At 36.4% G+C, this 23,368-nt stretch carries 27 protein-coding genes; 7 read left to right on the forward strand and 20 right to left on the reverse strand.

Annotated elements, in window-relative coordinates; genetic code table 11:
- Positions 1 to 43: 43 nt before the first annotated feature.
- The 3 genes from A5819_RS00005 to A5819_RS19080 are packed head-to-tail and all read right to left on the reverse strand — an operon-like array spanning position 44 to position 738.
- A complete protein-coding gene (locus A5819_RS00005; RefSeq protein WP_086281398.1) occupies positions 44 to 361 on the reverse strand; it encodes a hypothetical protein in 318 nt (105 codons plus the stop codon).
- Complete coding sequence (locus A5819_RS00010) at positions 361 to 588, reverse strand: helix-turn-helix transcriptional regulator (protein ID WP_086281396.1); 228 nt, start codon at positions 586 to 588, stop codon at positions 361 to 363. Before A5819_RS00010 ends, A5819_RS00005 begins: the two co-directional genes overlap by 1 nt.
- A 12-nt stretch (positions 589 to 600) precedes the next feature.
- Entirely contained in the window at positions 601 to 738 is a 138-nt protein-coding gene (locus A5819_RS19080) for a hypothetical protein (protein WP_176271322.1), read from the reverse strand.
- 79 nt (positions 739 to 817) lie between these two features.
- Between A5819_RS19080 and A5819_RS00015 the strand changes: the two genes are divergently transcribed.
- Together A5819_RS00015 and A5819_RS00020 are read left to right on the forward strand one after the other, a co-directional pair.
- Positions 818 to 1,585: a hypothetical protein gene (locus tag A5819_RS00015; RefSeq protein ID WP_086281394.1), complete on the forward strand. Its 768-nt coding sequence runs from the start codon at positions 818 to 820 to the stop codon at positions 1,583 to 1,585.
- Positions 1,586 to 1,808: 223 nt separating this feature from the next.
- A complete protein-coding gene (locus tag A5819_RS00020) occupies positions 1,809 to 2,201 on the forward strand; it encodes a DUF2513 domain-containing protein (protein WP_086281392.1) in 393 nt (130 codons plus the stop codon).
- Here the strand turns inward: A5819_RS00020 and A5819_RS00025 are convergent.
- From A5819_RS00025 to A5819_RS00040, 4 genes are read right to left on the reverse strand one after another with little or no spacing between them, the layout of a single operon-like run.
- Positions 2,188 to 2,373, reverse strand: coding sequence for a hypothetical protein (locus A5819_RS00025; RefSeq protein ID WP_086281390.1), 186 nt, complete (start codon positions 2,371 to 2,373; stop codon positions 2,188 to 2,190). The two genes, A5819_RS00020 and A5819_RS00025, sit on opposite strands and share 14 nt — an antisense overlap.
- 11 nt (positions 2,374 to 2,384) lie before the next feature.
- A complete protein-coding gene (locus tag A5819_RS00030; protein ID WP_086281389.1) occupies positions 2,385 to 2,726 on the reverse strand; it encodes a hypothetical protein in 342 nt (113 codons plus the stop codon).
- Positions 2,727 to 2,774: 48 nt separating this feature from the next.
- Positions 2,775 to 3,074, reverse strand: a complete 300-nt coding sequence (locus tag A5819_RS00035) for a hypothetical protein (RefSeq protein ID WP_086281387.1) — start codon at positions 3,072 to 3,074, stop codon at positions 2,775 to 2,777.
- A gap of 18 nt (positions 3,075 to 3,092) precedes the next feature.
- Positions 3,093 to 3,296, reverse strand: a complete 204-nt coding sequence (locus A5819_RS00040; protein WP_086281385.1) for a hypothetical protein — start codon at positions 3,294 to 3,296, stop codon at positions 3,093 to 3,095.
- Between the two features lie 294 nt (positions 3,297 to 3,590).
- Here A5819_RS00040 and A5819_RS00045 point away from each other — a divergent pair, with 294 nt between their 5' ends.
- The 5 genes from A5819_RS00045 to A5819_RS00065 all read left to right on the forward strand — a co-directional run bounded on the left by A5819_RS00045 (position 3,591) and on the right by A5819_RS00065 (position 8,147).
- Positions 3,591 to 3,950 (forward strand): helix-turn-helix domain-containing protein, encoded by a 360-nt coding sequence (locus A5819_RS00045; RefSeq protein WP_086281383.1) that lies wholly within the window; start codon positions 3,591 to 3,593, stop codon positions 3,948 to 3,950.
- Positions 3,951 to 3,962: 12 nt separating this feature from the next.
- On the forward strand, positions 3,963 to 4,637 hold the full coding sequence (locus A5819_RS00050; RefSeq protein ID WP_086353002.1) for an ImmA/IrrE family metallo-endopeptidase: 675 nt from the start codon (positions 3,963 to 3,965) through the stop codon (positions 4,635 to 4,637).
- Between the two features lie 14 nt (positions 4,638 to 4,651).
- On the forward strand, positions 4,652 to 5,794 hold the full coding sequence (locus A5819_RS00055; RefSeq protein WP_086281379.1) for a site-specific integrase: 1,143 nt from the start codon (positions 4,652 to 4,654) through the stop codon (positions 5,792 to 5,794).
- A gap of 548 nt (positions 5,795 to 6,342) precedes the next feature.
- Positions 6,343 to 7,473 carry a hypothetical protein gene (locus A5819_RS00060; protein WP_086281377.1) on the forward strand — a complete coding sequence of 377 codons (1,131 nt, stop codon included), beginning with the start codon at positions 6,343 to 6,345 and terminating at the stop codon, positions 7,471 to 7,473.
- A 473-nt stretch (positions 7,474 to 7,946) separates the two neighbouring features.
- The gene (locus tag A5819_RS00065; protein WP_010760878.1) at positions 7,947 to 8,147 is read left to right on the forward strand and encodes a cold-shock protein; all 201 of its coding nucleotides are present in this window, start codon (positions 7,947 to 7,949) and stop codon (positions 8,145 to 8,147) included.
- A 99-nt stretch (positions 8,148 to 8,246) separates the two neighbouring features.
- Here the strand turns inward: A5819_RS00065 and icd are convergent, their stop codons facing one another.
- From icd to A5819_RS00130, 13 genes are all read right to left on the reverse strand, one after another.
- On the reverse strand, positions 8,247 to 9,524 hold the full coding sequence (gene icd / locus A5819_RS00070) for an NADP-dependent isocitrate dehydrogenase (protein WP_086281375.1): 1,278 nt from the start codon (positions 9,522 to 9,524) through the stop codon (positions 8,247 to 8,249).
- Complete coding sequence (locus A5819_RS00075) at positions 9,521 to 10,666, reverse strand: citrate synthase (protein WP_086281373.1); 1,146 nt, start codon at positions 10,664 to 10,666, stop codon at positions 9,521 to 9,523. Before A5819_RS00075 ends, icd begins: the two co-directional genes overlap by 4 nt.
- 479 nt (positions 10,667 to 11,145) lie before the next feature.
- Positions 11,146 to 13,854: an aconitate hydratase AcnA gene (gene acnA, locus A5819_RS00080; protein ID WP_217808601.1), complete on the reverse strand. Its 2,709-nt coding sequence runs from the start codon at positions 13,852 to 13,854 to the stop codon at positions 11,146 to 11,148.
- A 1,216-nt stretch (positions 13,855 to 15,070) separates the two neighbouring features.
- The gene (locus tag A5819_RS00085) at positions 15,071 to 16,462 is read right to left on the reverse strand and encodes an oxaloacetate decarboxylase subunit alpha (protein ID WP_086281369.1); all 1,392 of its coding nucleotides are present in this window, start codon (positions 16,460 to 16,462) and stop codon (positions 15,071 to 15,073) included.
- A gap of 1 nt (position 16,463) precedes the next feature.
- Positions 16,464 to 17,000, reverse strand: a complete 537-nt coding sequence (citX, locus tag A5819_RS00090; RefSeq protein ID WP_254907168.1) for a citrate lyase holo-[acyl-carrier protein] synthase — start codon at positions 16,998 to 17,000, stop codon at positions 16,464 to 16,466.
- The gene (citF, locus tag A5819_RS00095; RefSeq protein ID WP_086281365.1) at positions 16,993 to 18,522 is read right to left on the reverse strand and encodes a citrate lyase subunit alpha; all 1,530 of its coding nucleotides are present in this window, start codon (positions 18,520 to 18,522) and stop codon (positions 16,993 to 16,995) included. Before citF ends, citX begins: the two co-directional genes overlap by 8 nt.
- Before the next feature lies 1 nt (position 18,523).
- The gene (citE, locus tag A5819_RS00100; protein ID WP_086281361.1) at positions 18,524 to 19,411 is read right to left on the reverse strand and encodes a citrate (pro-3S)-lyase subunit beta; all 888 of its coding nucleotides are present in this window, start codon (positions 19,409 to 19,411) and stop codon (positions 18,524 to 18,526) included.
- Complete coding sequence (gene citD, locus A5819_RS00105; protein ID WP_086281359.1) at positions 19,399 to 19,707, reverse strand: citrate lyase acyl carrier protein; 309 nt, start codon at positions 19,705 to 19,707, stop codon at positions 19,399 to 19,401. The genes citE and citD overlap by 13 nt, the downstream gene beginning before the upstream one ends.
- A 13-nt stretch (positions 19,708 to 19,720) precedes the next feature.
- A complete protein-coding gene (citC, locus tag A5819_RS00110) occupies positions 19,721 to 20,716 on the reverse strand; it encodes a [citrate (pro-3S)-lyase] ligase (RefSeq protein ID WP_086281357.1) in 996 nt (331 codons plus the stop codon).
- 13 nt (positions 20,717 to 20,729) lie between these two features.
- Positions 20,730 to 20,855 (reverse strand): OadG-related small transporter subunit, encoded by a 126-nt coding sequence (locus tag A5819_RS19560; protein WP_010760868.1) that lies wholly within the window; start codon positions 20,853 to 20,855, stop codon positions 20,730 to 20,732.
- A 35-nt stretch (positions 20,856 to 20,890) separates the two neighbouring features.
- On the reverse strand, positions 20,891 to 22,006 hold the full coding sequence (locus tag A5819_RS00120; RefSeq protein ID WP_086281355.1) for a sodium ion-translocating decarboxylase subunit beta: 1,116 nt from the start codon (positions 22,004 to 22,006) through the stop codon (positions 20,891 to 20,893).
- 42 nt (positions 22,007 to 22,048) lie between these two features.
- On the reverse strand, positions 22,049 to 22,441 hold the full coding sequence (locus A5819_RS00125; protein ID WP_086281353.1) for an acetyl-CoA carboxylase biotin carboxyl carrier protein subunit: 393 nt from the start codon (positions 22,439 to 22,441) through the stop codon (positions 22,049 to 22,051).
- Positions 22,442 to 22,885: 444 nt separating this feature from the next.
- On the reverse strand, positions 22,886 to 23,212 hold the full coding sequence (locus A5819_RS00130) for a hypothetical protein (RefSeq protein WP_086281351.1): 327 nt from the start codon (positions 23,210 to 23,212) through the stop codon (positions 22,886 to 22,888).
- Positions 23,213 to 23,368 lie beyond the last annotated feature (156 nt).

A 23,368-nucleotide genomic window follows, 5' to 3' on the forward strand; every position in this document is an offset into this window, starting at 1 on the left:
ATTTGGTATCGTATCATGCCAGTAAAGTTGGGCCATTTACCTCTCACGTCCTTTCGTGGTATAATCTACCTAACCAATATTTATTTAATGGCCTTACTTCGTCTGCCAACGAGGTAGGCTCTTTTTGTAGCTTTGATAACCGATCATAACTAATCACCGTGCGATCTCCGTTGCTAAATTCTACAGTTGCAGCGCAGTTGCCTTTATTCACAATATTTACTACTACATCGCAATCAATCAATGCTTGGTCACCAATTTCTAAATCCGTTGCTATTTTCTTACGTCCGCTGTATGTGCCGTGATATCTTGGTAACGTAGTTCCTTTCGCTGATGCGGTTCTTGTTCTTACTGGTGCTGCCATTACTTTTCCCCTCCAATTCTTGGAAACACTTCTTCGACACGACAATTTAAAGCACTTGAAATCTCATAAGCTAATCTTAGAGATGGCTCGTATTTCCCTTCTTGAATCCGTTGGATTGTTTTCTTCGATACTCCTACAGCTTTAGAAAGTTCGTTAATCGTGATCCACTTTGCTTCACAAATTGCTTTTAGTTCACATGTGAATACTGGTTCTTTCTTTTTAAACATGATCGGTTCCTCCTATCTAGTTAGTAGTACAAAATTGAATACTAGTGACAATATCAGTGCGATTGCTACTAAGTAACAAAGTAGCTGCAATCTAACAACTGCTTGTCTTGGCTTCTTGTAATGACAAAATGATGCCAGTCCTTTTTTCATTTCGTTTGCTCCTTTCCTATAAATAGATTGTTAGAAATCATTCACCTTGTTATAATTAAAACGAAAGTGAGGTTTTAAAATGGATGAATACAAAATACCTTTTAGTTCTGACTTAGCTGGTGCGAATGAAACGATGATGCCTTTTAGAGCTATAGCTAAAGATATGAATGATAAAATGCAACCCACTCTAAAGGCACTTCAAATTTATCAACAGCATTTCCCGTCAATTCATGATACGTTTGGTCAGGTTGGGCTTTCTATAAACAATATCTATGCGCCTTTGCTTGAATATCAGAACACATTACTGGAAGCGACTAGAGCATCATCTAAATGGCATAAACTTCTTATAGAAAGTGATGCTTTAAAACAAATTAGAGCTGTCTCCGAAATGTGGAAAACAAATTTTGATTTCGATTTAAGCGCTCTTTCTATATCAGATTTTCGTGTTGGCGTTGTTACTCAAGAACTTGAGCAAGTAATAACTGAAAACCCAGAAGAAGTTGCAGAAAAACTACTTTTTAAAGAAATTCCTGAACCATCTAACGAAGTTGAGTCTCGTATTTTTAAAATCTTGTACGAGTTCAGGCAAGTCCCTGCAAATTCGTCTAATATTTCTGATAAAGCTTATGATTCCCAAAGCGAAAATGTACCCGATAAAAAAATTAAGAAATCTCATGATTCACCTGCCTTCTATAAAGATAAAATGTGGTATGCAGAGGTAATACTTGGACTTATGATTGAGCAAATATACAATACAACCATTGGTATTAATCCAGGAAATACAATAGGTTTTGCATTATTGTTATCTTGCTTCGTCAGATTTATTAGCATAAATGACAGAAAATAGTAATAACACATAGAGGAGTAAATTAATTCTACTTCTCTTTTTTTATCCTCCATAAAACACTACACACCCACATCACCGCTAAAAACGCATAGCCTTGCACCGTCTCGCCTGTGGCGAAACAGATGATCGATACTGCTAGTAGGATTAGGTTTGCTGTGGCTACCACTGAATGACGCTCCTTTTGTATGGTATAATTCACTTGAAAGTGAGGTGAAATTATTATATGAAATTGAATCACGATTGCATAAGAGATTTAATGCTATCAGTTGAAGAAAATCTCAAAATAGATGAAGTCTTAGAATCTTCTGATCTAGAGTCATTCGCATTTTTCAGCAAATACTCTGAGGAAGATATCGTGTACACTATTTTAAAATTATCTGAAGCACACTATCTTAAAGTCGAAACTCAATATGGCGATGATACTTTACAAACGTTACTAATTACTGATGTCACTTGGAGCGGTCATCAATTTTTAGACACAATACGAGATAACAAAGTTTGGAAAAATACTAAGAGTATCGTCTCTAAATTCTCAAGCGTTTCTGTCACACTATTAAAAGAAGTTGCTTCCACCGTTTTACTTGAAATGATCCATAAACAAATTAATCAATCTTAAACTCATGATCATTAACTAGAACAAAAAGATTATTTTCACTTTGTGGATGTTTTTTGTACGTTTGTTCCAAATGTTTTTTTGCGACATTTAAAAATGAATAGTCTTCACAACTGCCATAACTAACTGGGATACTTTCTCCCACCTCATTTTTATAAAAAAATATATAGTTCATTTGGCACCTCCTTATGATGTTTTAGAACAGGTTTTACCAATTGAGGAAGACAGTATTTGAGAAAGCTTTTTCGCATCAATAGCAATTTCTACATTTGTAATTTGCTCCATACTACTCGCAATAGTTTGGAGCAATTTTGTTTGCTCTTTCTGTTCTGTTAATATTTGGTTTAGTACTTCTTCCATTCTTTTCACATCCCTACATTTAATTTCATTTCTCTGCTGCTTAACAATCTTCCATAGACTGTTAGTAGTTTTTACTAAAGCAATTTGTATAGCTTCCTCACAATCAGAACGGTTGATACCAGGATAGGTTTGTTTCATTTCTTGATAAAATCTTTCGACTACATCCAATTTTGATTGCTCCTTTTTATTAGATTTGCTGTGGTGATCATGATACTTTCACCCATCCCATTCACCGATTATTTCTGCGCAAATTCTTTTTGCTTCTTTAGCATCGTAATAACATTTGCCATTAGGTTTCTTACGTTCAATAGCAACCATGCGAGGATCACTAAATATTTCACGTTCCGCAGTAGATAATGACATTGAATTTCTTCTGGCTATTTCTTTTCTATCAAATGTATCTTTTTCTAAATTCAATCTTTCAATAGAAAGCTCAATAGACTCTTTAAGCATTTTGGATAGAATTTTATAGACCAGATCATATAAAGCTCTTTTTAATCCTGCTTCTTCATCCATCTATTCTTCTCTCCTTTATCACAATTCATACATCGTAATAATCGAATCAATAATTTTGTTTGCTTCTGCTGATGTCTTTTTACCATTGACGATTAAAGACAATTCGCTCTTACTGATACCAAATCTTTCAGCTAACATTGTGTATGTTAAAAAATTAGAATTTTTAACATAGTTTTTGATTTTTTCTCTATCTTGTAGAGTAATTTCCGCAATTTCAGCCATTACGTGATCTCCTTCCGTATATTTAGCAAACAAATTTAACAACTATTTTCTAAATTTCATTGACTTATTCTGAGTATTACTCTATACTATGGACATAGTTAAATAAGACATAGAAATATTGATTTATAGCTTTCTTGCCGGTCAGCTCATTTAATCATTCTTGTTTTTTGTTGTCTTTTTAGTTGTTAAATTTGTTTACAAAAATAGTATAGCTTATTATTCAGAATTAATCAACGAATATCTGAGTATTTATCTAGACTTTTTTTGTTTACGTCCAGAAAGGTTGATAAATCAATGAATACTTATGAGATATTGAAAGAGCTATCTAAAGAAAAGAAAATATCCATCAGGCAATTAGAAATGAAATTTGGGTACTCGAATGGGTATTTAGCTAAATGGAAGAACAACACTCCAAATTCAGAAGAATTAATAAAATTAGCTGATTATTTCGACGTAACAGTGGATTATTTATTAGGAAGAACTGATGAACGCACGGTCAATATTAATTCTGATGAAGAGTATTCCGATTTAATTATGATGTTTAGAAAGGGGGAAAAGATTGTCCCAGAAAACAAAAAAGAAGATTATCGAAAGCAAGTTAAAAATCTAATGAATTATATCGCACAATCTATGGACGATGAAGATGACGAATAAGGAGTTTTTCTGATGGACGATGCATTTAATATACGATATTCCCTAACTAATTTACTTGTAAATCAATACCTATTAAAATATAATATTGATCCTTTAAGATATAATTTTGAAAGTTTTTCGACCAATTTTTTTGAGAATAGAAAGATTAAAGTCAAAACAAATCTTCCATTTATTGAAGATGATTACTTCCTAGCTGTCACGGTAAAAAAGAAGAAAAAAGTAAAGGTGTTTATCAATCCTAATTTATCAAAGAACAGATGGAATTTTAGTCTTTGTCATGAATTAATTCATTGCAATTTCGATTTATCCCGTACTGATGAAACGCAAACTCTAGCCAATCAGAGTGGCGATAATGTTTATTATTCAAAAGAAGAACAAAAAGTTGAAGAGTTAGCGAACCTTGGCGCGGGTATTATTCTATTGCCTGATATTTCCATTGTAAAATATTTGGAGACAAATATATCTTTTTACAAAATGGCCGAAGAATTACGAATGAGTAGTGCTGCATTATATATAAGATTAATTCAATTTTGTATGTTTCATTTCGGCTACGATTCGGAATATGCATCTAATTTGATTAAAAGGTTCCAGAACACTGGTGGCAGACAACATATAAATATGGCGTTATCAGGTTATGGATCAACAGTGAAAAAACAAATATTATTAGATTTTGAAAACAGTATATAGGAAGGAGCATTTTTATGGTAAAAAAGATTTGGTCTGAGCGATTTAAGCATGTCTATTCTTATACAAATAAAAAAGGTACTTTCTGGGGATATAGATACCCTTACTATAATTCGCTTGGCAAACGTATAGAAGCTAGCAAATCAAGCTTCTCGTCTGAAAAAATTGCGTACGCAGAGCTATTAGAAGTTATGAATCAGATTGAAAATGGAAACCTACAATTGTTTGACAGCAAAAACATGACTGTCGAAGCGTGGTCAACGGAATGGTTTAACTTCTATAAAGATACATGGTCTCCAAGTACGCTGCAGAACACTAATCAAGCTATAAAACAAGCCATTATTCCAAAATTAGGTACTCAAAAATATGCCAAGTTAGATAAAGTGACTTACAAAAAATTATTTATTGATCCGTTACTCGAGGTTTACAAACCAGCAACTGTCCGTCTTTATCATAGACGTTTTATGACAATGACAAATGCTGCTGTAGAACACGAAAAACTAGATCGTAATAGGCTAAGTGGAATAAAATTACCAAGTGAAGAGAAAGTGATCAAGGCATTTACAAAAAATGAATTGAAGCTATTCAATGCTCAGTTAGCCAATGAGAGTTTAACCAACAGAACTTTATTTAATCTAATCTTAAATACAGGAATGAGAATTGGAGAGGCTTTAGGTCTAACCTGGAATGACGTTGATTTTGAAAATAGCAAGATCAATATTAACAAATCTAGAAATGCTAATGGGCTGGGAAAAACAAAAACATATACTAGTAGAAGAATCATTTCTGTGCACAGAAATGTAATCTCTTTATTAAAGCAATTGAAAGTAGCTGCTAGATTTACTCATTCAACCGATTATTTATTTAACAACGAATACGATAATCCGTATAGCCCAGTGAATGCTAGGTATGCTTTTGATAAAATTATTACCACAATAAACGATCAGCACGGTGAATCTACTATACGAAACATCACTATACACGGTTTGCGCCACACCCACGCTACTTTTTTGCTTGCTGAGGGAGCAGATCCAAAATACGTATCGGAACGTTTAGGACACAAGAAAATTACCACAACATTAGATACCTATACTCATTTATTGAAAAACAAAGAAACTGAAACAGGGGATATGTTCGCAGAAATCCTTGATAAGCTTTAATTTTTTTACCCACAACTGTGGTAAAATTGTGGAAAATAACTTTCAAACTGATAAATCCAAAAATATAAAATAACTATTAAACCATAAAAATAACCGTCATACATAGCTTTTAAAAGCATAAAAAAACCACCACGACCGTCGTCTGTGGTGGAAATGAAGGTTGTTATTTACTCTTGGTAGGAGTAAGTATGAAAAACCAATTCGGGATAATTGGCCTGAAGATAGGTTAACACCTTCACTTAAAATAAAAATGAATAGCTATTTTGGATTTCATAAAAAAATCATGAGTAAACCCTCATATACTTAATTGTTTATGATTTTCTTGCTTTTGATTCTTTCAACCCATATTAGTTCCAACATTTTTATGGCTGTGCTACAATTTTAATAGTATTAAAGAAATGTTACCAATACATTATTTAGCTGCACAAATCAGTCCTTAGAAAAATAGGTCAGCTGTCATTGTGGTAAAGAACACTTCAATGCTACTTCCCTAATTTTCTGCTGGATCAACTGGTTTGTTCCGCTTTAAAATTTAGGAGGAATGTATTATGTTAGATCAAGAAAAAGACAATTTATCTGTTCTATTCTCTGACGAAGTTCAAGGTCCCTTTGTAACATTTATTTTTAACACCCATGTCGCACATCAAAATGTTGAAAAAGATGCCTTAGTTTTAAAAAATTTTGCTAAAGCGGCAAAGATCCGCTTCGAGAAAAAATATACTGATTTATCTTGGGCCCCTTTCCAAGATAAAATCGATGCATTGCTGTCAGATGCTTCATTTTGGCGGAATGCTTCAAAAAGTGTATCAATCATTATTAGCGAACAAGATATTTTCATTCATCGATTAAATGTGGCTGTTGACAACCAATATTACGTTGACGATCGACCTTACCTCCTAGGTATTATCAAAAACAATCAATTTAACTATCGCTATTATCTAATGGCTTTAAACCGTGATTCTATGCAGCTTTATTTAGTTGAAAACAGTCAAGTCAAAACAGTCTCTTTACCAGAAGATGCTCCTACCGATTTGGTTACGACCTTAGGTGATGAATTAACGGGTGGTAGCATGAACTATTCTATTCAAGGCGGTACTGGCTACAATGGCTCGTCTAAAGAAGGTCTAGCCTATCATGGCGTTAATACAAAAGATGAGGAAGTAAAAATCGATTGGACTAATTACTATCAAGCAATTGATAATTACTTAAAAGATACCTTTGCAAACGCTGATCATTTACCAATTCGATTATACACTTTGCCAGAAAACCAAACACTTTTTAAAAAAATCGCTAAAAATCCTTATTTAACAACTGATGTTTCTATTTCCCTTTCTCCTGCTCAAGTTTCGCTTCAGGATATTGAAAAAGGAGCACTAAAAATCAATCAAGAATTAGAAGCGCTCGAAACGGCTTCTTATAATCAGTTATTAGATAAAAAATTTGCCGATCAACTTGTTGATATCGTACCTGCATCTGCTGAAGGAAAAGTGTCTCATTTCTTTATCTCTACTTCAAATTTTGTGAATGAAACAACCGACATGTCAACAGAAGAATTTGACCGTCGTAAAGTTTTAAATAAAGTCACAGACAATGTGCTTAAAACTGGTGGAAAAGTGTTTGTGTTAGATCAAAAAGCTTCTCCAGATGAAAAAACACTATTAGCCGTTTTACGCTACTAACTGGATCGATGAAATGGACAAGAGCCGCTCAACAATCCGTTGAGCGGCTCTTTAATCAAGTAAATTAAATATTTTGTTAGCTATAAAACCATGTAAAAACTATCTATTAGTAAGGATAACCTTATTCTCATCTAAACAATCTGAACCCTTCCTACTTTCAAATCTATGCAGCTCCCAGGCTGCGCCTTCGGAATAGATTTCTACGATATAAATCTATCATTACTTTCATATTTAATGCTTAATACTCCTATACTATAACAGAAATAAGTTTTTTTTGACAATTAATCTTCATTTCTTAACAAATTTTTATTTTAAGAAGAGATAATACTAGTCAAACAGGTCTAAATATGATATATTAATAGTGTAGTTTTTGTTCGGTAATATATGTGTAGCTGTTTCAAATAAACATCTTCCACATTTTCACCTTTCAAGTAATTGCAAAATATGTGTATATCACAAGGAGGATTTTTATTATGGAAACAGGTACAGTAAAATGGTTTAACTCAGACAAAGGTTTTGGATTTATCACTGCAGAAAACGGTAACGATGTATTCGTACATTTCTCAGCTATCCAAGGCGACGGATTCAAAACTTTAGAAGAAGGTCAAGCAGTGACTTTCGACGTTGAAGAAGGCCAACGTGGTCCTCAAGCTACTAACGTTAACAAAGCGTAATTAACTTAACCTTAGTAAATTCAAAACCTGACGAATGTTCGTCAGGTTTTTTTATTAAAAAAAATCTAGTTCAGAATACTAATATTCTGAACTAGATTTTTAACTTTTTTCAATAAGCTGAACTAACGCTTCTCCAAAGCCTGAACAACTCACTAATGTCGCCCCTTCCATTTGGTCGGCAAAATCCTTCGTTACAGTTTTATTCATCAATGCTTCTTCGATGCTTCTCGTGATTAGCTGACTAGCCTCAGTCCACCCTAAGTAATCAAACATTAATACACCGGAAAGCAACAGCGATGAGGGATTCAGCTGATTTAATCCTGCAAATTCAGGTGCTGTTCCATGTGTTGCTTCAAAAATTCCGTGGCCTGTTTCTAAGTTTAAATTAGCTCCTGGCGCAATCCCGATCCCCCCAACTTGAGCTGCTAACGCATCAGAAATATAATCCCCATTTAAATTCAAGGTCGCAATCACATCATAATTTTCAGGGTGTAATAAAATCTCTTGTAAGAAAATATCAGCAATTCGGTCTTTAATGATCAATTTACCTGACGCTTCAGCTTCCGCCAGTTGTTGATCTGCGGCAGCCTTTCCTTCTTTCATTTTAATATCTAAATACGTTTCCCAAGTAAAGACTTTATCGCCAAATTCATTGGTAGCCAAGGTATAGCCCCACTTTTTAAACCCGCCTTCTGTAAATTTCATGATGTTCCCTTTGTGAACCAGCGTGACCGATTTACGATTATTTTTTAAAGCATATTCAATAGCCCCTCTGACTAATCTTTCTGTTCCTTCTTTAGAAACAGGTTTGATCCCGATTGCTGATGTTTCTGGGAAGCGAATCTTATTGACACCAAATTCAGTTTTTAAATACCCAATCAGTTTTTTGGCTTCTGGACTTTCAGCAGGAAATTCAATTCCCGCATAAATATCTTCCGTATTCTCTCTAAAAATCATCATATCTGTCTTTTCAGGATGTTTTAATGGCGATGGTACACCTTCGAAATAACGAACTGGTCGATAACATATATATAAATCTAATTCTTGTCGCAACGCTACATTCAATGAACGGATACCACCTCCAATGGGTGTTGTCAATGGTCCTTTGATCGCCACAAGATGGCTATTTATCGTCTCCAATGTTTTATCCGGTAGCCAGCTACCTGTTTTATTAAACGCCTTCTCACCAGCCAAAACTTCTTGCCAAATGACTTTTCGAGTTCCTTGATAAGCCTTATTTACAGCAACATCAAAGACATTTTTGGCTGCTTGCCAAATTTCCGGTCCAATTCCATCCCCTTCAATAAAAGGAATAATCGGAAAATCTGGAACAACTAATTTTCCCTCTGCCAAAACAACTTTTTCCCCATTTATCATGCTTCCATGCCTCCTGAATGTACTGTTGTATTTAAATCACCATATTTTAACTGCTTAGGACCTACATAATGCGAGCGTGGTCTAATTAAACAAGCTTCTTTTTTCTGTTCATCGATATGACCTAGCCAACCAGAAACCCGACTCATCGCAAAAATCAGTGTAAATAAATCACTATCAATATCTAGACAATGATAAACTGTGGCAGAATAAAAATCCACATTAGGAATCAAGCCTTTGGTCTCTTTTAAATACTGTTCCACTTGGCAAGATAAAAAATACCATTGTTCTTTTTGCGTTATTGCAGACAACTCTTTTGCTAGTTTTTTTAAATGTTTTTTTCTTGGATCTTCGGTTTTATATACGCGATGACCAAACCCCATAACTTTTTCTTTACGATCCAGTTTTTGATTTAGATACTCTTCTACATTTAGATTGTCAGAATCAATTTCTTTTAGCATATCAAATACTTTTTCATTAGCTCCGCCATGCAGTGGTCCTTTTAAAGAGCCAATCGCCGCTGTGATGCACGAATAAACATCAGACAACGTAGAAGCACAGACTCGGGCGGTAAAAGTGCTTGCATTTAGATCATGATCTGCATGTAAAACCAAGGCTTGATTCATGGCCGATACCTGTACTTGATCTGCTTCAACTCCTGTTAGCATATAAAGAAAATTTGCTGCGATTGATAAGTCACTTCGTGGTGGAATTGGGTCAAGCCCTTTTCTCAAACGAGCATACGCTGCAATAATCGTTGGCATTTTTGCTTGTAAAGAAATACTTTGCTGATACGCTGCAATTTCATCTGTTGCTTCAGCGTTCGGATCAAACACACCTAATAACGAAATCGTTGAACGCAACACACTCATTGGATGTAGGTTCTGACGTGTTTGAATTTTTAAGCACGTAATAATCGTATCAGATATTGGCATCTGTGTAGATAGTTCTTGTTTAAATTTTAGTAACTCCGCTTTTGTTGGTATTTTCAAAAACCATAGCAGGTAGATTACTTCTTCAAACTGAACATTCTCAGCAACTAGATCGTCAATATTAAAACCGGCAAAGAGCAATTGATTTTCCACGATCGAACTAATTTTTGTTTCAGAGACAACAACACCTTCTAAACCTTTGTGAATCTCCATCCAATTCCTCCTGACTCTAAAAGCGTAGTAGGTTCGTTCAGCTCTGACAGAAAAATAGGAAAATATGTTTGTGGCGATTTTTTGCCACAGGTAGATTTTATCTTTTTTCCGAAGAGCTAGCCTACTTAGCTAGATAACTATAAAAGCGGAACAAATCGTTTAATCCTGTAGAAAATTAGGAAATTGTTATTGAAACGTTCTTTGTTTCACTGACAATTTATCTATTTTCCTAAGGATTGATTTATGCAGCTAGATATGGTGACAACGTTCCGCTTCGCTACACCTTGTACTTTTCAACATCAGTTCTTTTCATTCACTGTGTTTCAAAGCAAAAGCGTAGTAGGGTCGTTTATCCTCGACTAAACACGTAGCCAGAATCATCATTTATCTTTTCATCAAAGAACCAACTTATATATCTAGAGAAAATAAAATAACAACCTTCGTGTCATTTTATCTCAAATTTTTTCACTTATCCCAAACTAACCTTGAAGTTTCTTCCGAATCACCATTGGTAAGATTCCACCATGCTGATAATAGATGATATCAACCGCTGAATCAAAACGAAGAATCGTCTCAAATTGAATTTTTCCTCCGTCAGGTTTAGTTGCTGTAACGGTTACTGTATCTAAAATACCTTTTGTTTCATCGATAGCAATATCAAATAGCTCAGTTCCTGTTAAACCTAAGCTATCTGCATCTTCACCTGATTTGAACTGTAATGGCAAGACACCCATCATCACTAAATTAGAGCGATGAATTCGTTCGTAACTTTTAGCAATCACAGCTTCAACACCTAAAAGCTGAACACCTTTAGCAGCCCAATCTCGAGATGAGCCCATTCCATAATCATCACCAGCTAAAATCACTGTTTTTGTTCCTTGCTTTTGATAATTCATCGCAGCATCATAAATAGCCATTTTTTCTTGTGTTGGTGTAAAAATAGTATAGCCTCCCTCTACACCTGGAACTAACTGGTTACGAATACGAATATTGGCTAACGTCCCTCGCATCATCACTTCATGGTGACCACGTCTGGCACCATAAGAGTTAAATTCACGAACTGGCACACCTCGTTCAATCAAATAATGACCTGCTGGACTATTCTTTTGAATACTCCCAGCTGGAGAAATATGATCAGTCGTCACAGAATCCCCAAACTTTGCTAACACAGCTAATTGTTTTAATGGTTTTCTCACAACTCTTTCTTTGGTCATACCAGAAAAATAAGGTGGATTTGCAATATACGTCGATGTTTCTTCCCATCCATATAACGGTTCTGCGTCGGTCTCAATGCTATTCCACTCTTCATTATCACTAAAAACCCTAGCATATTCTTGTTTATATAACTCAGGCGTCACACATTCATCAATCAAGGCTTGAATTTCATCACGCGTTGGCCATAAGTCGTTGAAATAGACCGGAATACCACCTTCACCAATACCAATCGATTCATTGAGTACATCAATATCGACTGTTCCAGCTAAGGCATACAAAACAACTAATGGCGGAGAAGCCAGATAATTGGCTTTTACTAAAGGATGGATACGCCCTTCAAAGTTTCGGTTCCCACTTAAAACGCCAGCAGTCAAAAGATCATTTTCTTTGATCACTGCCTCAACTTCCGGTTTCAAAGCACCCGAATTGCCAATACACGTTGTACAACCATAACCAACTAAATGAAATCCTAGCTGTTCTAAGTACGGTAATAAACCAGCTTTTTCCAAATAAGCTGTTACAACTTTTGACCCAGGAGCTAAGGAAGTTTTTACATAGTTTGGTACATTTAGTCCAAGTTGCGCTGCTTTTTTAGCAACCAAACCGGCACTTAACATAACAAATGGATTCGATGTATTCGTACATGAAGTAATGGCAGCAATCGCTACGGCTCCTGGTTTTAATTCATGGTGAACACCTTCTAAATCGAGAGCAACACTTTGAGTTTGCTGTTTTTCAGACAAACCGAATCCTTGTAATCCTTCTGGTGCACTTATAGCTTGTTCAAAGGCACTTTTCATTTCTGATAATGGTACAAGATCTTGTGGTCTTTTAGGCCCTGCAAGGTTTGCTTCAATTTTACTTAAATCAATTTCAATCACTTTAGTGTAGTTTGGCTCTAGATCAGTTAAAGGATCATAAAATAATTGATTTTCTTTTAAATAGCGTTCCGTTATTGCTACGGCTTCTTCTTCCCTTCCTGTTAGTCGCAGATAACGAATCGTTTCATCATCCACAGGGAAGAAGCCACACGTTGCACCGTACTCTGGTGCCATATTCGCTACAGTTGCTCGATCAGCTAAACTCAAACTGACTAGCCCTGTACCAAAAAATTCAACAAATTTTCCAACAACTTTTTGCTTTCTCAAGACCTGGGTCACTTTTAACGCCAAATCTGTCGCTGTCGCTCCTTGAGATAATTCGTTGATAAAACGAACACCAACCACTTCTGGAATTGGAAAATAAGAAGGCTCACCAAGCATACTGGCTTCCGCCTCAATACCGCCAACACCCCAGCCTAAAACGCCCAATCCATTAACCATCGTGGTATGTGAGTCAGTTCCAACTAATGTATCAGGATAAAGTAACGTCGTACCATCCTCTTGTTTTTTTTGTGTCACAACTGTTGCTAGGTATTCAATGTTGACTTGATGAACAATTCCAGTTGCAGGTGGCACAACACGATAATTATCGAAGACTTTTTGGGCCCAACTTAAAAAGCGGTAACGCTCTTGATTTCGTTGAAATTCCATTTTCATGTTTAATTGTAGTGCTTGTTTAACTCCTGCAACATCTACTTGGACAGAATGATCGACAACTAAATCGACTGGGACTTCAGGATTGATGGTTGTAGGATCGCCTCCAAAATCAGCAATTGTTTTTCTTAATGAAGCTAAATCAACAACTGCTGGAACACCAGTAAAATCTTGGAGAATCACTCGGGCCGGTTTGAATGGCACCTCACCTTTATTCTCATGCTCTGAAGACCATTGCGCTAAATTTTCAATATGTTCTTGCGTGATCCCGACACCATTTTCCTGTCGCAATAACGATTCTAACAGTACCCGAATACTAAACGGCAACGTTGAAACAAATCGATTCTGTTCCGTTTCTAATGAAGCCAACGAATAATATCGATACCTTTGATTCTTCATTTCAAAAAAAGCCTCTGATGATTGTTTGCTAGTAATCAAAAACATCCCTCCTAATTTAAAAGCGGAGCGGGCTCGTTTAGTCTCGACTGAAAAATAGGAAATTATAACTGAGGTGCTTTTTGCCTCATTTATAATTTATCTTTTTTCCGAGAGGCTAGCCCACGTAGCTAGATAACAATAAAAGCGGAGCGGGCTCGTTTAGCTCTGACAGGAAAATAGGAAAAATCGATTGTGGTGCTCTTTACCACAAACTATTTTTATCTTTTTCCCGAAGAGCTAGCCCGTGTAGCTAGATAACTATAAAAGCGGAACAAATCGCTTAATCCTGTAGAAAATTAGGAAATTGGCATTGAAATGCTCTTTATTTCACTGACAATTTATCTATTTTCCTAAGGATTGATTTGTGCAGCTAGATAACAATAAAAGCGAAGCGGGATCATTTAGCCTTGACAGGAAAATAGGAAAAAATGACTGAGACGCTTTTTTGTCTCACTCCATTTTTATCTTTTTCCCGAAAGGCTAGCCCGCGTAGCTAGATAACAATAAAAGCTGAAAGAGCTCGTTCAGCTTCGACAAGAAAATAGGAAAAAATGACTGAGGTGCTTTTTGCCTCATTCAGTTTTTATCTTTTTTTTCGAGAAGCTAGCTCTTGAAGCTAGATAACACATCGTAACAACGTTCCGCTTCGCTTCACCTTGTACTTTTCAACATCACTTCATTTTATTCACTGTGTTTCAAAGTAATCCTTAGAGTTTTAGCTCTTAGGAATTGTTTAGATTGAGAGCAGAGCGAAATAACTAGCCCATTCAATTCCTCTCATATGTACAACGTCTATCCTAAAGCATCAAGCAACAATTCTAAATTCGACTTGATTTTAGCCATTATAACGGCATTCTAAGCAAATGTAAACCATTAGAACAATGAGAAAAGTTACATTAATTAACATATATATGTTATAAACGCGTCATATACTAAAAACTCTATCTATCTTAGATATATCAACTATAAAAGGGTAAATACTTAGTTTAAATTAGCTATTCAACATAACTTTCACATTTTTATCTAATTTAAAACACATAATAAAAACGGCGTAATTCAGCCTAAACTACATAACATTTACTGAGTCATATTCCATTCATTTCTAACGATTTTTACTGTTGTCATGTAAGACAAAACTTTTTTATTTTTGCTAAGAAAATCTTAAAAAAATAAATTAAAAGAGTTGCAAAATCGACTGATTTTACAACTCTTTTAATTAAATATCTAGTTTAACGGTTACTTCTTGCATCAAAACATCATAAAAACGATCTTCTCTTCGACCTAAGAAATCTTTACCTTGTTGTGGAAATAAGGCATACATCAATACATCTTCTGTTGACTTTGCATATTCTTTAATTTCTTTTTCGTATTGTGGAAGTTCTGGTGTTAACAAATCTGCCGGTCTAACAGTAATCACCTCTTCATCGCCAATGATTAGCTTTGTCATTTCTTCTGAAATGGCGACTGGTGGTTTTCCATATAGTCCTTTGACATAATCTTTGATTTCTTTTGGAACCATCTTGTAGCGTTCTCCGCTAATAACATTCATTACAGCTTGAGTCCCTACCATTTGTGATAGTGGGGTTACAAGCGGCGGATACCCTAGATCAGCACGAACTTTTGGTACTTCTCTTAGTACTTCTTCGTATTTATCAGCTAACCCTTGTTCTGTTAATTGGCTCAACAAATTCGACAACATGCCACCAGGTACTTTATAAATCAATGTTTTAGGTTCTGTATCTTTTACTTTAGGATTCAACAAGCCATCTTCTCTAAATTTATCGCGAATCGGGTTAAAATAGTCCGCTGCTTCTGCTACTTTTTTCATATCTAAATGTGTATTATAACCTAGATTCTCTAATGCCAATGCCATTGATTCTGTAGCTGGTTGACTCGTTCCACCAGAAAATGAAGAAATGGCAGTATCGATAATATCCGCACCTGCTTCAACGGCTTTTAAATAGGTCATTTCAGAAATTCCACTTGTTGCATGTGTATGGACTTCTAAAGGCACTTGGATTTTACTTTTGATTTCTGTCACTAAACGGTAAGCATCATCTGGTGTTAGAATTCCTGCCATATCTTTAATACAGATCGAATCTGCGCCCATTTTCTCAAGTTCTGTCGTTAACCCTACAAAATAATCGATTGTATGAAAATCACTGGTTGTATAGGAAATTGCCGGCTGACAATGCCCACCAAATTTTTTCGTTGCTTCAATTGATGTTTGTAAGTTTCTAGTATCATTTAGCGCATCAAAAACCCGAATAATATCGATACCGTTTTCGATTGATTTTTGGACAAAGGCTTCAACAACATCATCAGCATAGTTTTTATAACCTAGTAGATTTTGTCCTCGTAAAAGCATTTGTAGCTTTGTATTTTTAGTGACTTTTCGAATCGCTCTTAATCGTTCCCACGGATCTTCATTTAAAAAACGAATACAAGCATCAAATGTTGCACCGCCCCACACTTCTAAAGCATGATAACCTGCTTCATCTAATGTTTGGATGATTGGCAACATATCACTTGTCGGCATGCGTGTAGCGATTTGGCTTTGTTGACCGTCACGCAGCACAGTTTCAGTAAAAAGGATTTCTTTTGTCATTTCATCCTTCCTTTCTCAATAAGTTCGTTATTGTCTCTTGCATTTCTTGTACGCTGTGACGTCTTTGTCTACCGCAAACCTTTGCCTCTTCATTACAAATAAAACAAGTTCTAGGTTTGTGATTTAGTTCGGTACGACTGACAGAACATAAGAGATGATCTTTTAGATAAACGACATCTAAATCCATCAAACGACCATAGACATGCGTTTCTTCACTTTCAATTAGTTTTTTCTTCAGTTTTTCAGGTGTTTCATCAAGGACTAAATAATATTCTGAACCTGTTTTTAACTCTCGGTGTTTCCGAGCCGCTATTTTTTCAGGAGGAAAAAGTGGATTTAGCTCTTTAATGACAGTTAAAAAAGCTTTTTTTAGCAACTCATTCGTTTTTACAGGTCCTGGAATATTCATCGTAGCGCTTAATAAGACGCAAGTAGGATATTTTTGTAAAAGCTCTTGCTGAATACTAACTCGTTTTTCTCGAGCATTCAGCATATCTATCATCGTAATTGTTTCTCCCTTTAAATAGGTTTTAGACATTTCTGACCACATCAATGATGGAGCCATCACGGTATTCAATCAATGCAACGACTTTGTTCCCATACTCGATTGTATCTGGTCTATCTACGATACTATAGGCTTTTTCTTGAAGTTCTTTCATCGTTAATTGAGGTACATCTAATGCTTTAAAATGTTCGATTAGATCTTGACGTTCTGGATTGATTGCAATGCCGACCTCAGTTACAACGACATCGATACTACTACCAGGTGTTACAACTGTGTTGACTTCTTCGACGATTGTTGGAATGCGTCCTCTGATCAGTGGTGCAATGACTAGGCTCATTTTACATGCTGCACTTGTATCTGAGTGTCCGCCTGATGCCCCGCGGATCACACCATCTGACCCAGTTATTACATTTACATTAAAATTCGTATCGATTTCAAGAGCTGAAAGAATCGCTGTATCTAATTGATTGATGACAGAACCTTTGCTTAATGGTGAAGCGTACATGTTTGCGTCAATTTCATAGTGATTCTCATTCTTGCCTAAAGAAACGGCAGATGGATGGTCAAAGTCTTGGACATCGATGATTTTTTCAACCAATCCTTCTTCTAATAATTCAACCATCGCATTCGTGATACCACCTAAAGCAAAACTAGCAGTAATACCATCTTTGATCATCGCTTCCTTCAAAAATCTAGAAACAGCTAATGCTGCTCCACCAGTTCCAGTTTGGAAAGAAAAACCATTTTTATAATGAGGTGAATGTGTGATCACTTTGGCTGCATATTCTGCAATCAGTAGCTCTTTCGGATTTTTAGTAAAACGGGTAGCGCCTTTAGCAATACCATTTGGATCACCGATTGCATCAACTTCTACAACAAAATCAACATCCGTTTGTGGAATACTGACTGGTGTGTTAGGGTACGGCATTAGACTATCCGTAATGACTACTACTTGATCAGAATACTTAGCATCGATCATTGCATAACCTAATGATCCGCATGTTGCTTTGCCCTTAGTTCCGTTAACGTTTCCATAAGCATCCGAGCTCGGTGCACCAAGAAAAGCGACGTCGATATGGATATCTCCAACTGCAATCGCTCTCGCACGACCACCATGGGAACGGATTACAACAGGATTTTCCATGATTCCTTCAGAAATCGCTGCACCAACTTTGTCACGCAATCCACTAGAGGTAATATTTGTCACTACACCATTTTTGATATGCTCAATCAATGGTTCATGTACATTTGCGATTGAGCTAGGCGCAATCGATAAATTTTTGATCCCTAATGCTGCGATTTCTTTTAATACCATGTTCATCACAAAATCGCCTTCACGGAAATGATGATGGAAGGAGATCGTCATGCCATCTTTTAGTCCTGTTTTCTCAATCGCTTCTCTTAGACTACCTAACAGCTTTGTATCTCTCGGTCTAACAGGATTGATTGTCCGACTCGACTCTTTGTACTCATGAATATTCGCTAGTTCTCCTTTAAATAAACCATATTGTTCAGCATAATTATCTGGAATTTCTTTGCCTACATTATTTTTCATCTTAGACTTCCTCCTCAGAAATTAATTTTGCTGCAATCGCTAGAGCAATCACTCGCTCTGCTCGTTCAACAATCGGTTTATCCACCATTTTTCCGTTCACTGAAATCACACCCGAACCTTTGGCTTCGGCTTCACGAATGCCCCAAATCACTTCTTTGGCATTTTGGATTTCTTTTTCTGTTGGTTCATAAACGCTGTTTACTAAAGGGATTTGGCGTGGATTGATCACAGATTTACCATCAAATCCTAATTGCTTAATCAGCTCAACTTCAGCTAAGAAGCCTTCCGTATTATCAACATCTGAATAGACAGTATCGATTGCAGCAATTCCTGCTGCTCTAGCAGAATGCAGAATAAAACTACGGGCAAAAAATAATTCTTGTCCATTTGGATAGCGATGAGTTTTCATATTTGTAACATAATCTTCTGCACCAAGTGCGATTCCGATCAAGCGCTCGCTTGCCTGCGCAATTTCTCTCGCATTTAAAACACCTTCAGCCGATTCGATTGCGGCCATCATTTTTGTTGTCCCAATGCTTACGCCATATTTGGTTTCCATTTCAGTGATCACAGCCGCCACATCCACAATATCTTGAGCCGTTTCTGTTTTGGGCAAGCGAATCACATCAACACCTGCTAAAACCATTGCTTCAACATCTTGGCGCCCAACTGTATCTAACCCATTAATTCGAACAACCGTTTCTACAGTTGAGTAATCAAATGTCCGTAAAGCATTATAGACAAGTAAACGAGCACTATCTTTTTCTTTTAAAGAAACTGCATCTTCTAGGTCAAACATCAACGAATCCGCGCCGTACAACGTCGCATCTCTTAGCATTGAAGCATTTGCTCCTGGTACAAACATCATAGTTCTTCTTAAGCGTTCCATGTATTTAACACCTGCCAGTCTACATTTTCTTCACCAGCAGCGCGATAAACAGCCGCCACCGTTCGAGCTTGGATGGTACAATCCAATGCACCTTTATCAATTGCTTGAACCTTCGCGTCAGTGACGGACAAATTAGTTAAAGTCTCTTGTATTTTTACGCGAATTTGACGTCCAAACTGTTTTTCAACACTACTGTCTAGATCAATTTGAATTCCTTGTCCACTGTTTTTCCCAATTGTAATCATAATATCGCTTGATTCAGTTGTACCAGCAGATGCGTTTTGTTTGATTTCCAAAATAGACACCTCATTACTTATTTTTTTGTTTGATTATTTCTTCAAAAGTTTTGGGTGGAACAAGTGATTTAATTGCTGCATAATTCTCTTGTTCCATTAAAGCACGAACTTTTGTGGCGCTGATTGCTTCTCCATCTATTTTTTTTCTTGGTAAAATAACTAGCTTCAGCTCAGAACCAAAAGTCTTTTTCATCGCCTGATTGTAAATTTCAGTTACTTCTGAAAATGGCTCTTCTCCAACAAATCTGGTTGAAATTGACAGAGTTGTGGCAATCTTTTCTTTAAATAAAGTAGCATCTAAAATAGCCTGAACCTTGGCAATATTAGCCTTCGCCTGATCCTTCAAAAAATAAGCTGGAAAGGTCGCACTGGATACCATATATTCTCTTGTCGGTAAAACAACTACATTTGTTAAATGACGGACTCCTTCTTTTACCAATTCAAGACGTGTATTTGCATCAAATAACGATCGTTCTTCAGATAAAACGAACAGATACACCGTTTCAGCTCTTTTAGCTGCTTCTGTTACTAAATATAAATGACCATTTGTAAATGGATTGGCATTCATAACTATTGCGGCGTTTTGCTTTGTGTTTCGTTGATGCTTTTTAAGTTCCGCTAAATAGTCTTTAAAATCAGGAAAACCTTGCTCCATAAAAACCAATTCACTCGTTGCAGCAATTTCCGTAAAACCCAAAGAGTGAAATAACTTGCTAGTTTTTGGCTTTGTATACAAAAAATAATGCTGATACCCAAGTTCCTGCAATCTTTCTCGCAATGCTTGAATAATTTGAGTAAGTAGATTTTCATTTTGATAAGAAGGATCCACCGCAACACATTTTAAAATGTTCCTAAAAATCGATCCCGTTCCAATCAGTTTCTCCTGATCATAGATACCAATCGTATAGTCTAACTGGTCATCTGGTATAAGATCGGCATTAATCAAAAAATCTGACCACTGCTGTTTTGCTGCCAAATCTCGATCAAGCCAAATTCTTCTGATGTTCATTGTTTAACACTTCCTAGCTTTTCGGTGGGAATAATTTATTTAACATAAACGACGCAAAGTAAATCACGAAAATGACCACAAACACGCCACCCCAACCAAAAACCAATAGCTCTAATGATTTTAATAAATCAGCTGACATAACCAAGCTCCTTTCCCTTTCTTCTATTCAAAACGCTACGCAAGCAATGCTAATAATAAGCCACCCGCAATAACTGAGGCAATCTGTCCAGATACATTTGCACCTGCTGCATGCATTAAAATAAAGTTTTGCGGATCTTCGTCTGTTGCCATTTTTTGAATCACTCGACTAGACATCGGGAATGCTGAAATTCCTGCTGCACCAATCATTGGATTGATTTTTTCTTTTCTAAATAGATTCAATAATTTGGCAAACAAAACACCACCAACTGAATCCATTACAAAGGCAACTAACCCCAAACCAATAACCATTAACGTATCAATTTGTAAAAATTCTTCGTATTGCATTTTCACTGAAATTGCCAATCCTAGCACAATACTGATGATGTTTACTAGCTCATTTTGCGCCGTTACAGATAAACGATCTAAGACTCCACACTCACGCAGTAAGTTCCCAAACATTAAGAATCCAACTAGTGGAAGCGAAACTGGTGCTACCAATCCAGCAACAACTGTGATCACGATTGGGAATAAAATTTTCGCTGTTTGTGATACTTCACCAGCACGATAAGTCATACGGATTTTACGCTCTTTTTTCGTTGTAACAGCTTTGATTGCCACTGGTTGAATAATAGGAACTAAAGCCATATAAGAATATGCGGCTACCATAATTGCACCCATATATTTTGAATTCAATGTGTTTGCAACGAAGATAGAAGTTGGCCCATCAGCTGCTCCGATAATTCCGATAGAAGCTGCATCATTTAAATCAAATCCTAATAACACTGCCGCAATAATCGTAAAGAAAATTCCAAACTGAGCGGCTGCTCCGAACAATAATAAAAAAGGATTTTGTAATAATGGCCCGAAATCGATCATAGCGCCAATTCCAATAAATAGTAATAATGGAAATAACTCAGTCGAAATTCCTATATCAAACAACACTTGAAACGGACCAGCTTCTCCACCAGCACTTAATACACCTGAATTAGGAAAATTGACTAAAATCGTCCCTAATCCCATTGGCACTAGCAAGGTAGGTTCGTACTCTTTTTTGATCCCTAAGTACATCAGGATGCCCCCGATCACCATCATTACAATGCGACCTGGCTCCTGCCCCATTCCTACTACGCCTTCAATTAATGTCTCCACAAACGTCACTCCTCTTTTAAAATTAAACTACTTTTTTCTTATTTAACCGATTGTAATCAATGGTTCTCCTGGGTTGACCATGTCACCTTGTTGAACATGAATTCCTGTGACTGTGCCGGCTTTACCAGCTACAATTTCATTTTCCATTTTCATGGCTTCAAGAATCATCAACGGTTGATTTTCCTGTACCGCATCCCCGACATTAACCAAAATTTTCAAGATCGTTCCAGGCATAGGTGATGGCATTGCATCATTTCCAGCTGGCGCGCTTGCGGTCGGTGCCGGTGTTGCTGCTTCAACTGGTGTAGGTGTTGGTGCTGTTTCTACAACAGGTGCTACTGGCGCTACGACCGGTGCTTGCGGCACACCGCCAATTTCTTCCATTTCTACTAAATACTCTTTTCCATCAATTGAGATTTTAAACTTACGTAACATTTCTTTTCCTCCTAAAATTTAAAGTGTAATGGGCTCGTCCAACTCTGACTGAAAAATAGGAAAAATTGACTGTGATGCTTTTTGTCACATTCAATTTTTATCTTTTTTCCGAAGAGTTAGCCCGTGGAACTAGATAACGCAAAAGTGTAATGATCCCGTTTAGTCTCGACTGGAAAATAGGAAAAATCGATTGAGACGCTTTTTGTCTCACTCTATTTTTATCTTTTTCCCGAGACCTTCAATCCTTAGAGTTTTAACTCTTAGGAATTGATGAGATCGAAGCGGAGCGCAGTGCCTGGCTCATGAAGCAAGATAACACAAAAGTGTAATGGGCTCGTCCAGCTCTGACTGCAAAATAGGAAATTATGACTGAGGTGCTTTTTGCTTCTTTCATCATTTTCTTTTTTCCAACAAACTGACCGATACTATCAAGTAATCCAAAAACTAAGTCGTTCTTTTCTCCTTGATCGACTGAATAACAAACTGACTTTCTGCGTGATCAGCCGATGCAATGCTCGTAGCAATCACAGAGACCAACTGTGCTTCTGGATTTCTTTTTGAAATACGTTTAATAATAAATTCACTTTCAGGTTGATCTCCAGCAGCAATTGCGCTTGCTATCAATGAAACAAATTGATATTCCGTACTTTCCACTGGTAGATATCCCACAATTTCTTGCCACTCATTTTCTTCTTCACTAGGAGAAAGCGGTGGTTTATCCGTTTTCATTTCTGTTTTTTCTTTATTAAACAGCCGTTCAAATAGACCCATGAACTCACATCCTTTCTGTTTATGAATTCATTATAGGTAAAAACGATTACAATAAAATGAAATCAGCAAGCATAAATTGTTCTTTCACTGTTCCTCTTCATCACAAATCTACTAAATCGCATACAAACACTGATATATCAACGTTTATACACATTT

This window comes from Enterococcus sp. 7E2_DIV0204 (assembly GCF_002140855.1).
GTDB lineage: Bacteria > Bacillota > Bacilli > Lactobacillales > Enterococcaceae > Enterococcus_L > Enterococcus_L lemimoniae.

Excerpts from the sequence above, each read along its gene's own strand:
- citX (WP_254907168.1), bottom strand. The coding sequence starts at position 17,000 with ATGTCTAAAACCTATTTAAAGGGAGAAACAATTACGATGATAGATATG.
- A5819_RS00005 (WP_086281398.1), bottom strand. The coding sequence starts at position 361 with ATGGCAGCACCAGTAAGAACAAGAACCGCATCAGCGAAAGGAACTACG.
- A5819_RS00010 (WP_086281396.1), bottom strand. The coding sequence starts at position 588 with ATGTTTAAAAAGAAAGAACCAGTATTCACATGTGAACTAAAAGCAATT.
- citE (WP_086281361.1), bottom strand. The coding sequence starts at position 19,411 with ATGGAACGCTTAAGAAGAACTATGATGTTTGTACCAGGAGCAAATGCT.
- A5819_RS00075 (WP_086281373.1), bottom strand. The coding sequence starts at position 10,666 with ATGGAGATTCACAAAGGTTTAGAAGGTGTTGTTGTCTCTGAAACAAAA.
- icd (WP_086281375.1), bottom strand. The coding sequence starts at position 9,524 with ATGATAAATGGGGAAAAAGTTGTTTTGGCAGAGGGAAAATTAGTTGTT.
- A5819_RS00065 (WP_010760878.1), top strand. The coding sequence starts at position 7,947 with ATGGAAACAGGTACAGTAAAATGGTTTAACTCAGACAAAGGTTTTGGA.
- A5819_RS00060 (WP_086281377.1), top strand. The coding sequence starts at position 6,343 with ATGTTAGATCAAGAAAAAGACAATTTATCTGTTCTATTCTCTGACGAA.
- A5819_RS00025 (WP_086281390.1), bottom strand. The coding sequence starts at position 2,373 with ATGAACTATATATTTTTTTATAAAAATGAGGTGGGAGAAAGTATCCCA.
- A5819_RS00020 (WP_086281392.1), top strand. The coding sequence starts at position 1,809 with ATGAAATTGAATCACGATTGCATAAGAGATTTAATGCTATCAGTTGAA.
- A5819_RS00055 (WP_086281379.1), top strand. The coding sequence starts at position 4,652 with ATGGTAAAAAAGATTTGGTCTGAGCGATTTAAGCATGTCTATTCTTAT.
- A5819_RS00035 (WP_086281387.1), bottom strand. The coding sequence starts at position 3,074 with ATGGATGAAGAAGCAGGATTAAAAAGAGCTTTATATGATCTGGTCTAT.
- A5819_RS00125 (WP_086281353.1), bottom strand. The coding sequence starts at position 22,441 with ATGTTACGTAAGTTTAAAATCTCAATTGATGGAAAAGAGTATTTAGTA.
- A5819_RS00040 (WP_086281385.1), bottom strand. The coding sequence starts at position 3,296 with ATGGCTGAAATTGCGGAAATTACTCTACAAGATAGAGAAAAAATCAAA.
- A5819_RS19080 (WP_176271322.1), bottom strand. The coding sequence starts at position 738 with ATGAAAAAAGGACTGGCATCATTTTGTCATTACAAGAAGCCAAGACAA.
- A5819_RS00050 (WP_086353002.1), top strand. The coding sequence starts at position 3,963 with ATGGACGATGCATTTAATATACGATATTCCCTAACTAATTTACTTGTA.
- A5819_RS00085 (WP_086281369.1), bottom strand. The coding sequence starts at position 16,462 with ATGACAAAAGAAATCCTTTTTACTGAAACTGTGCTGCGTGACGGTCAA.
- A5819_RS19560 (WP_010760868.1), bottom strand. The coding sequence starts at position 20,855 with ATGTCAGCTGATTTATTAAAATCATTAGAGCTATTGGTTTTTGGTTGG.
- citF (WP_086281365.1), bottom strand. The coding sequence starts at position 18,522 with ATGAAAAATAATGTAGGCAAAGAAATTCCAGATAATTATGCTGAACAA.
- A5819_RS00130 (WP_086281351.1), bottom strand. The coding sequence starts at position 23,212 with ATGGGTCTATTTGAACGGCTGTTTAATAAAGAAAAAACAGAAATGAAA.
- A5819_RS00015 (WP_086281394.1), top strand. The coding sequence starts at position 818 with ATGGATGAATACAAAATACCTTTTAGTTCTGACTTAGCTGGTGCGAAT.
- A5819_RS00045 (WP_086281383.1), top strand. The coding sequence starts at position 3,591 with ATGAATACTTATGAGATATTGAAAGAGCTATCTAAAGAAAAGAAAATA.
- citC (WP_086281357.1), bottom strand. The coding sequence starts at position 20,716 with ATGAACATCAGAAGAATTTGGCTTGATCGAGATTTGGCAGCAAAACAG.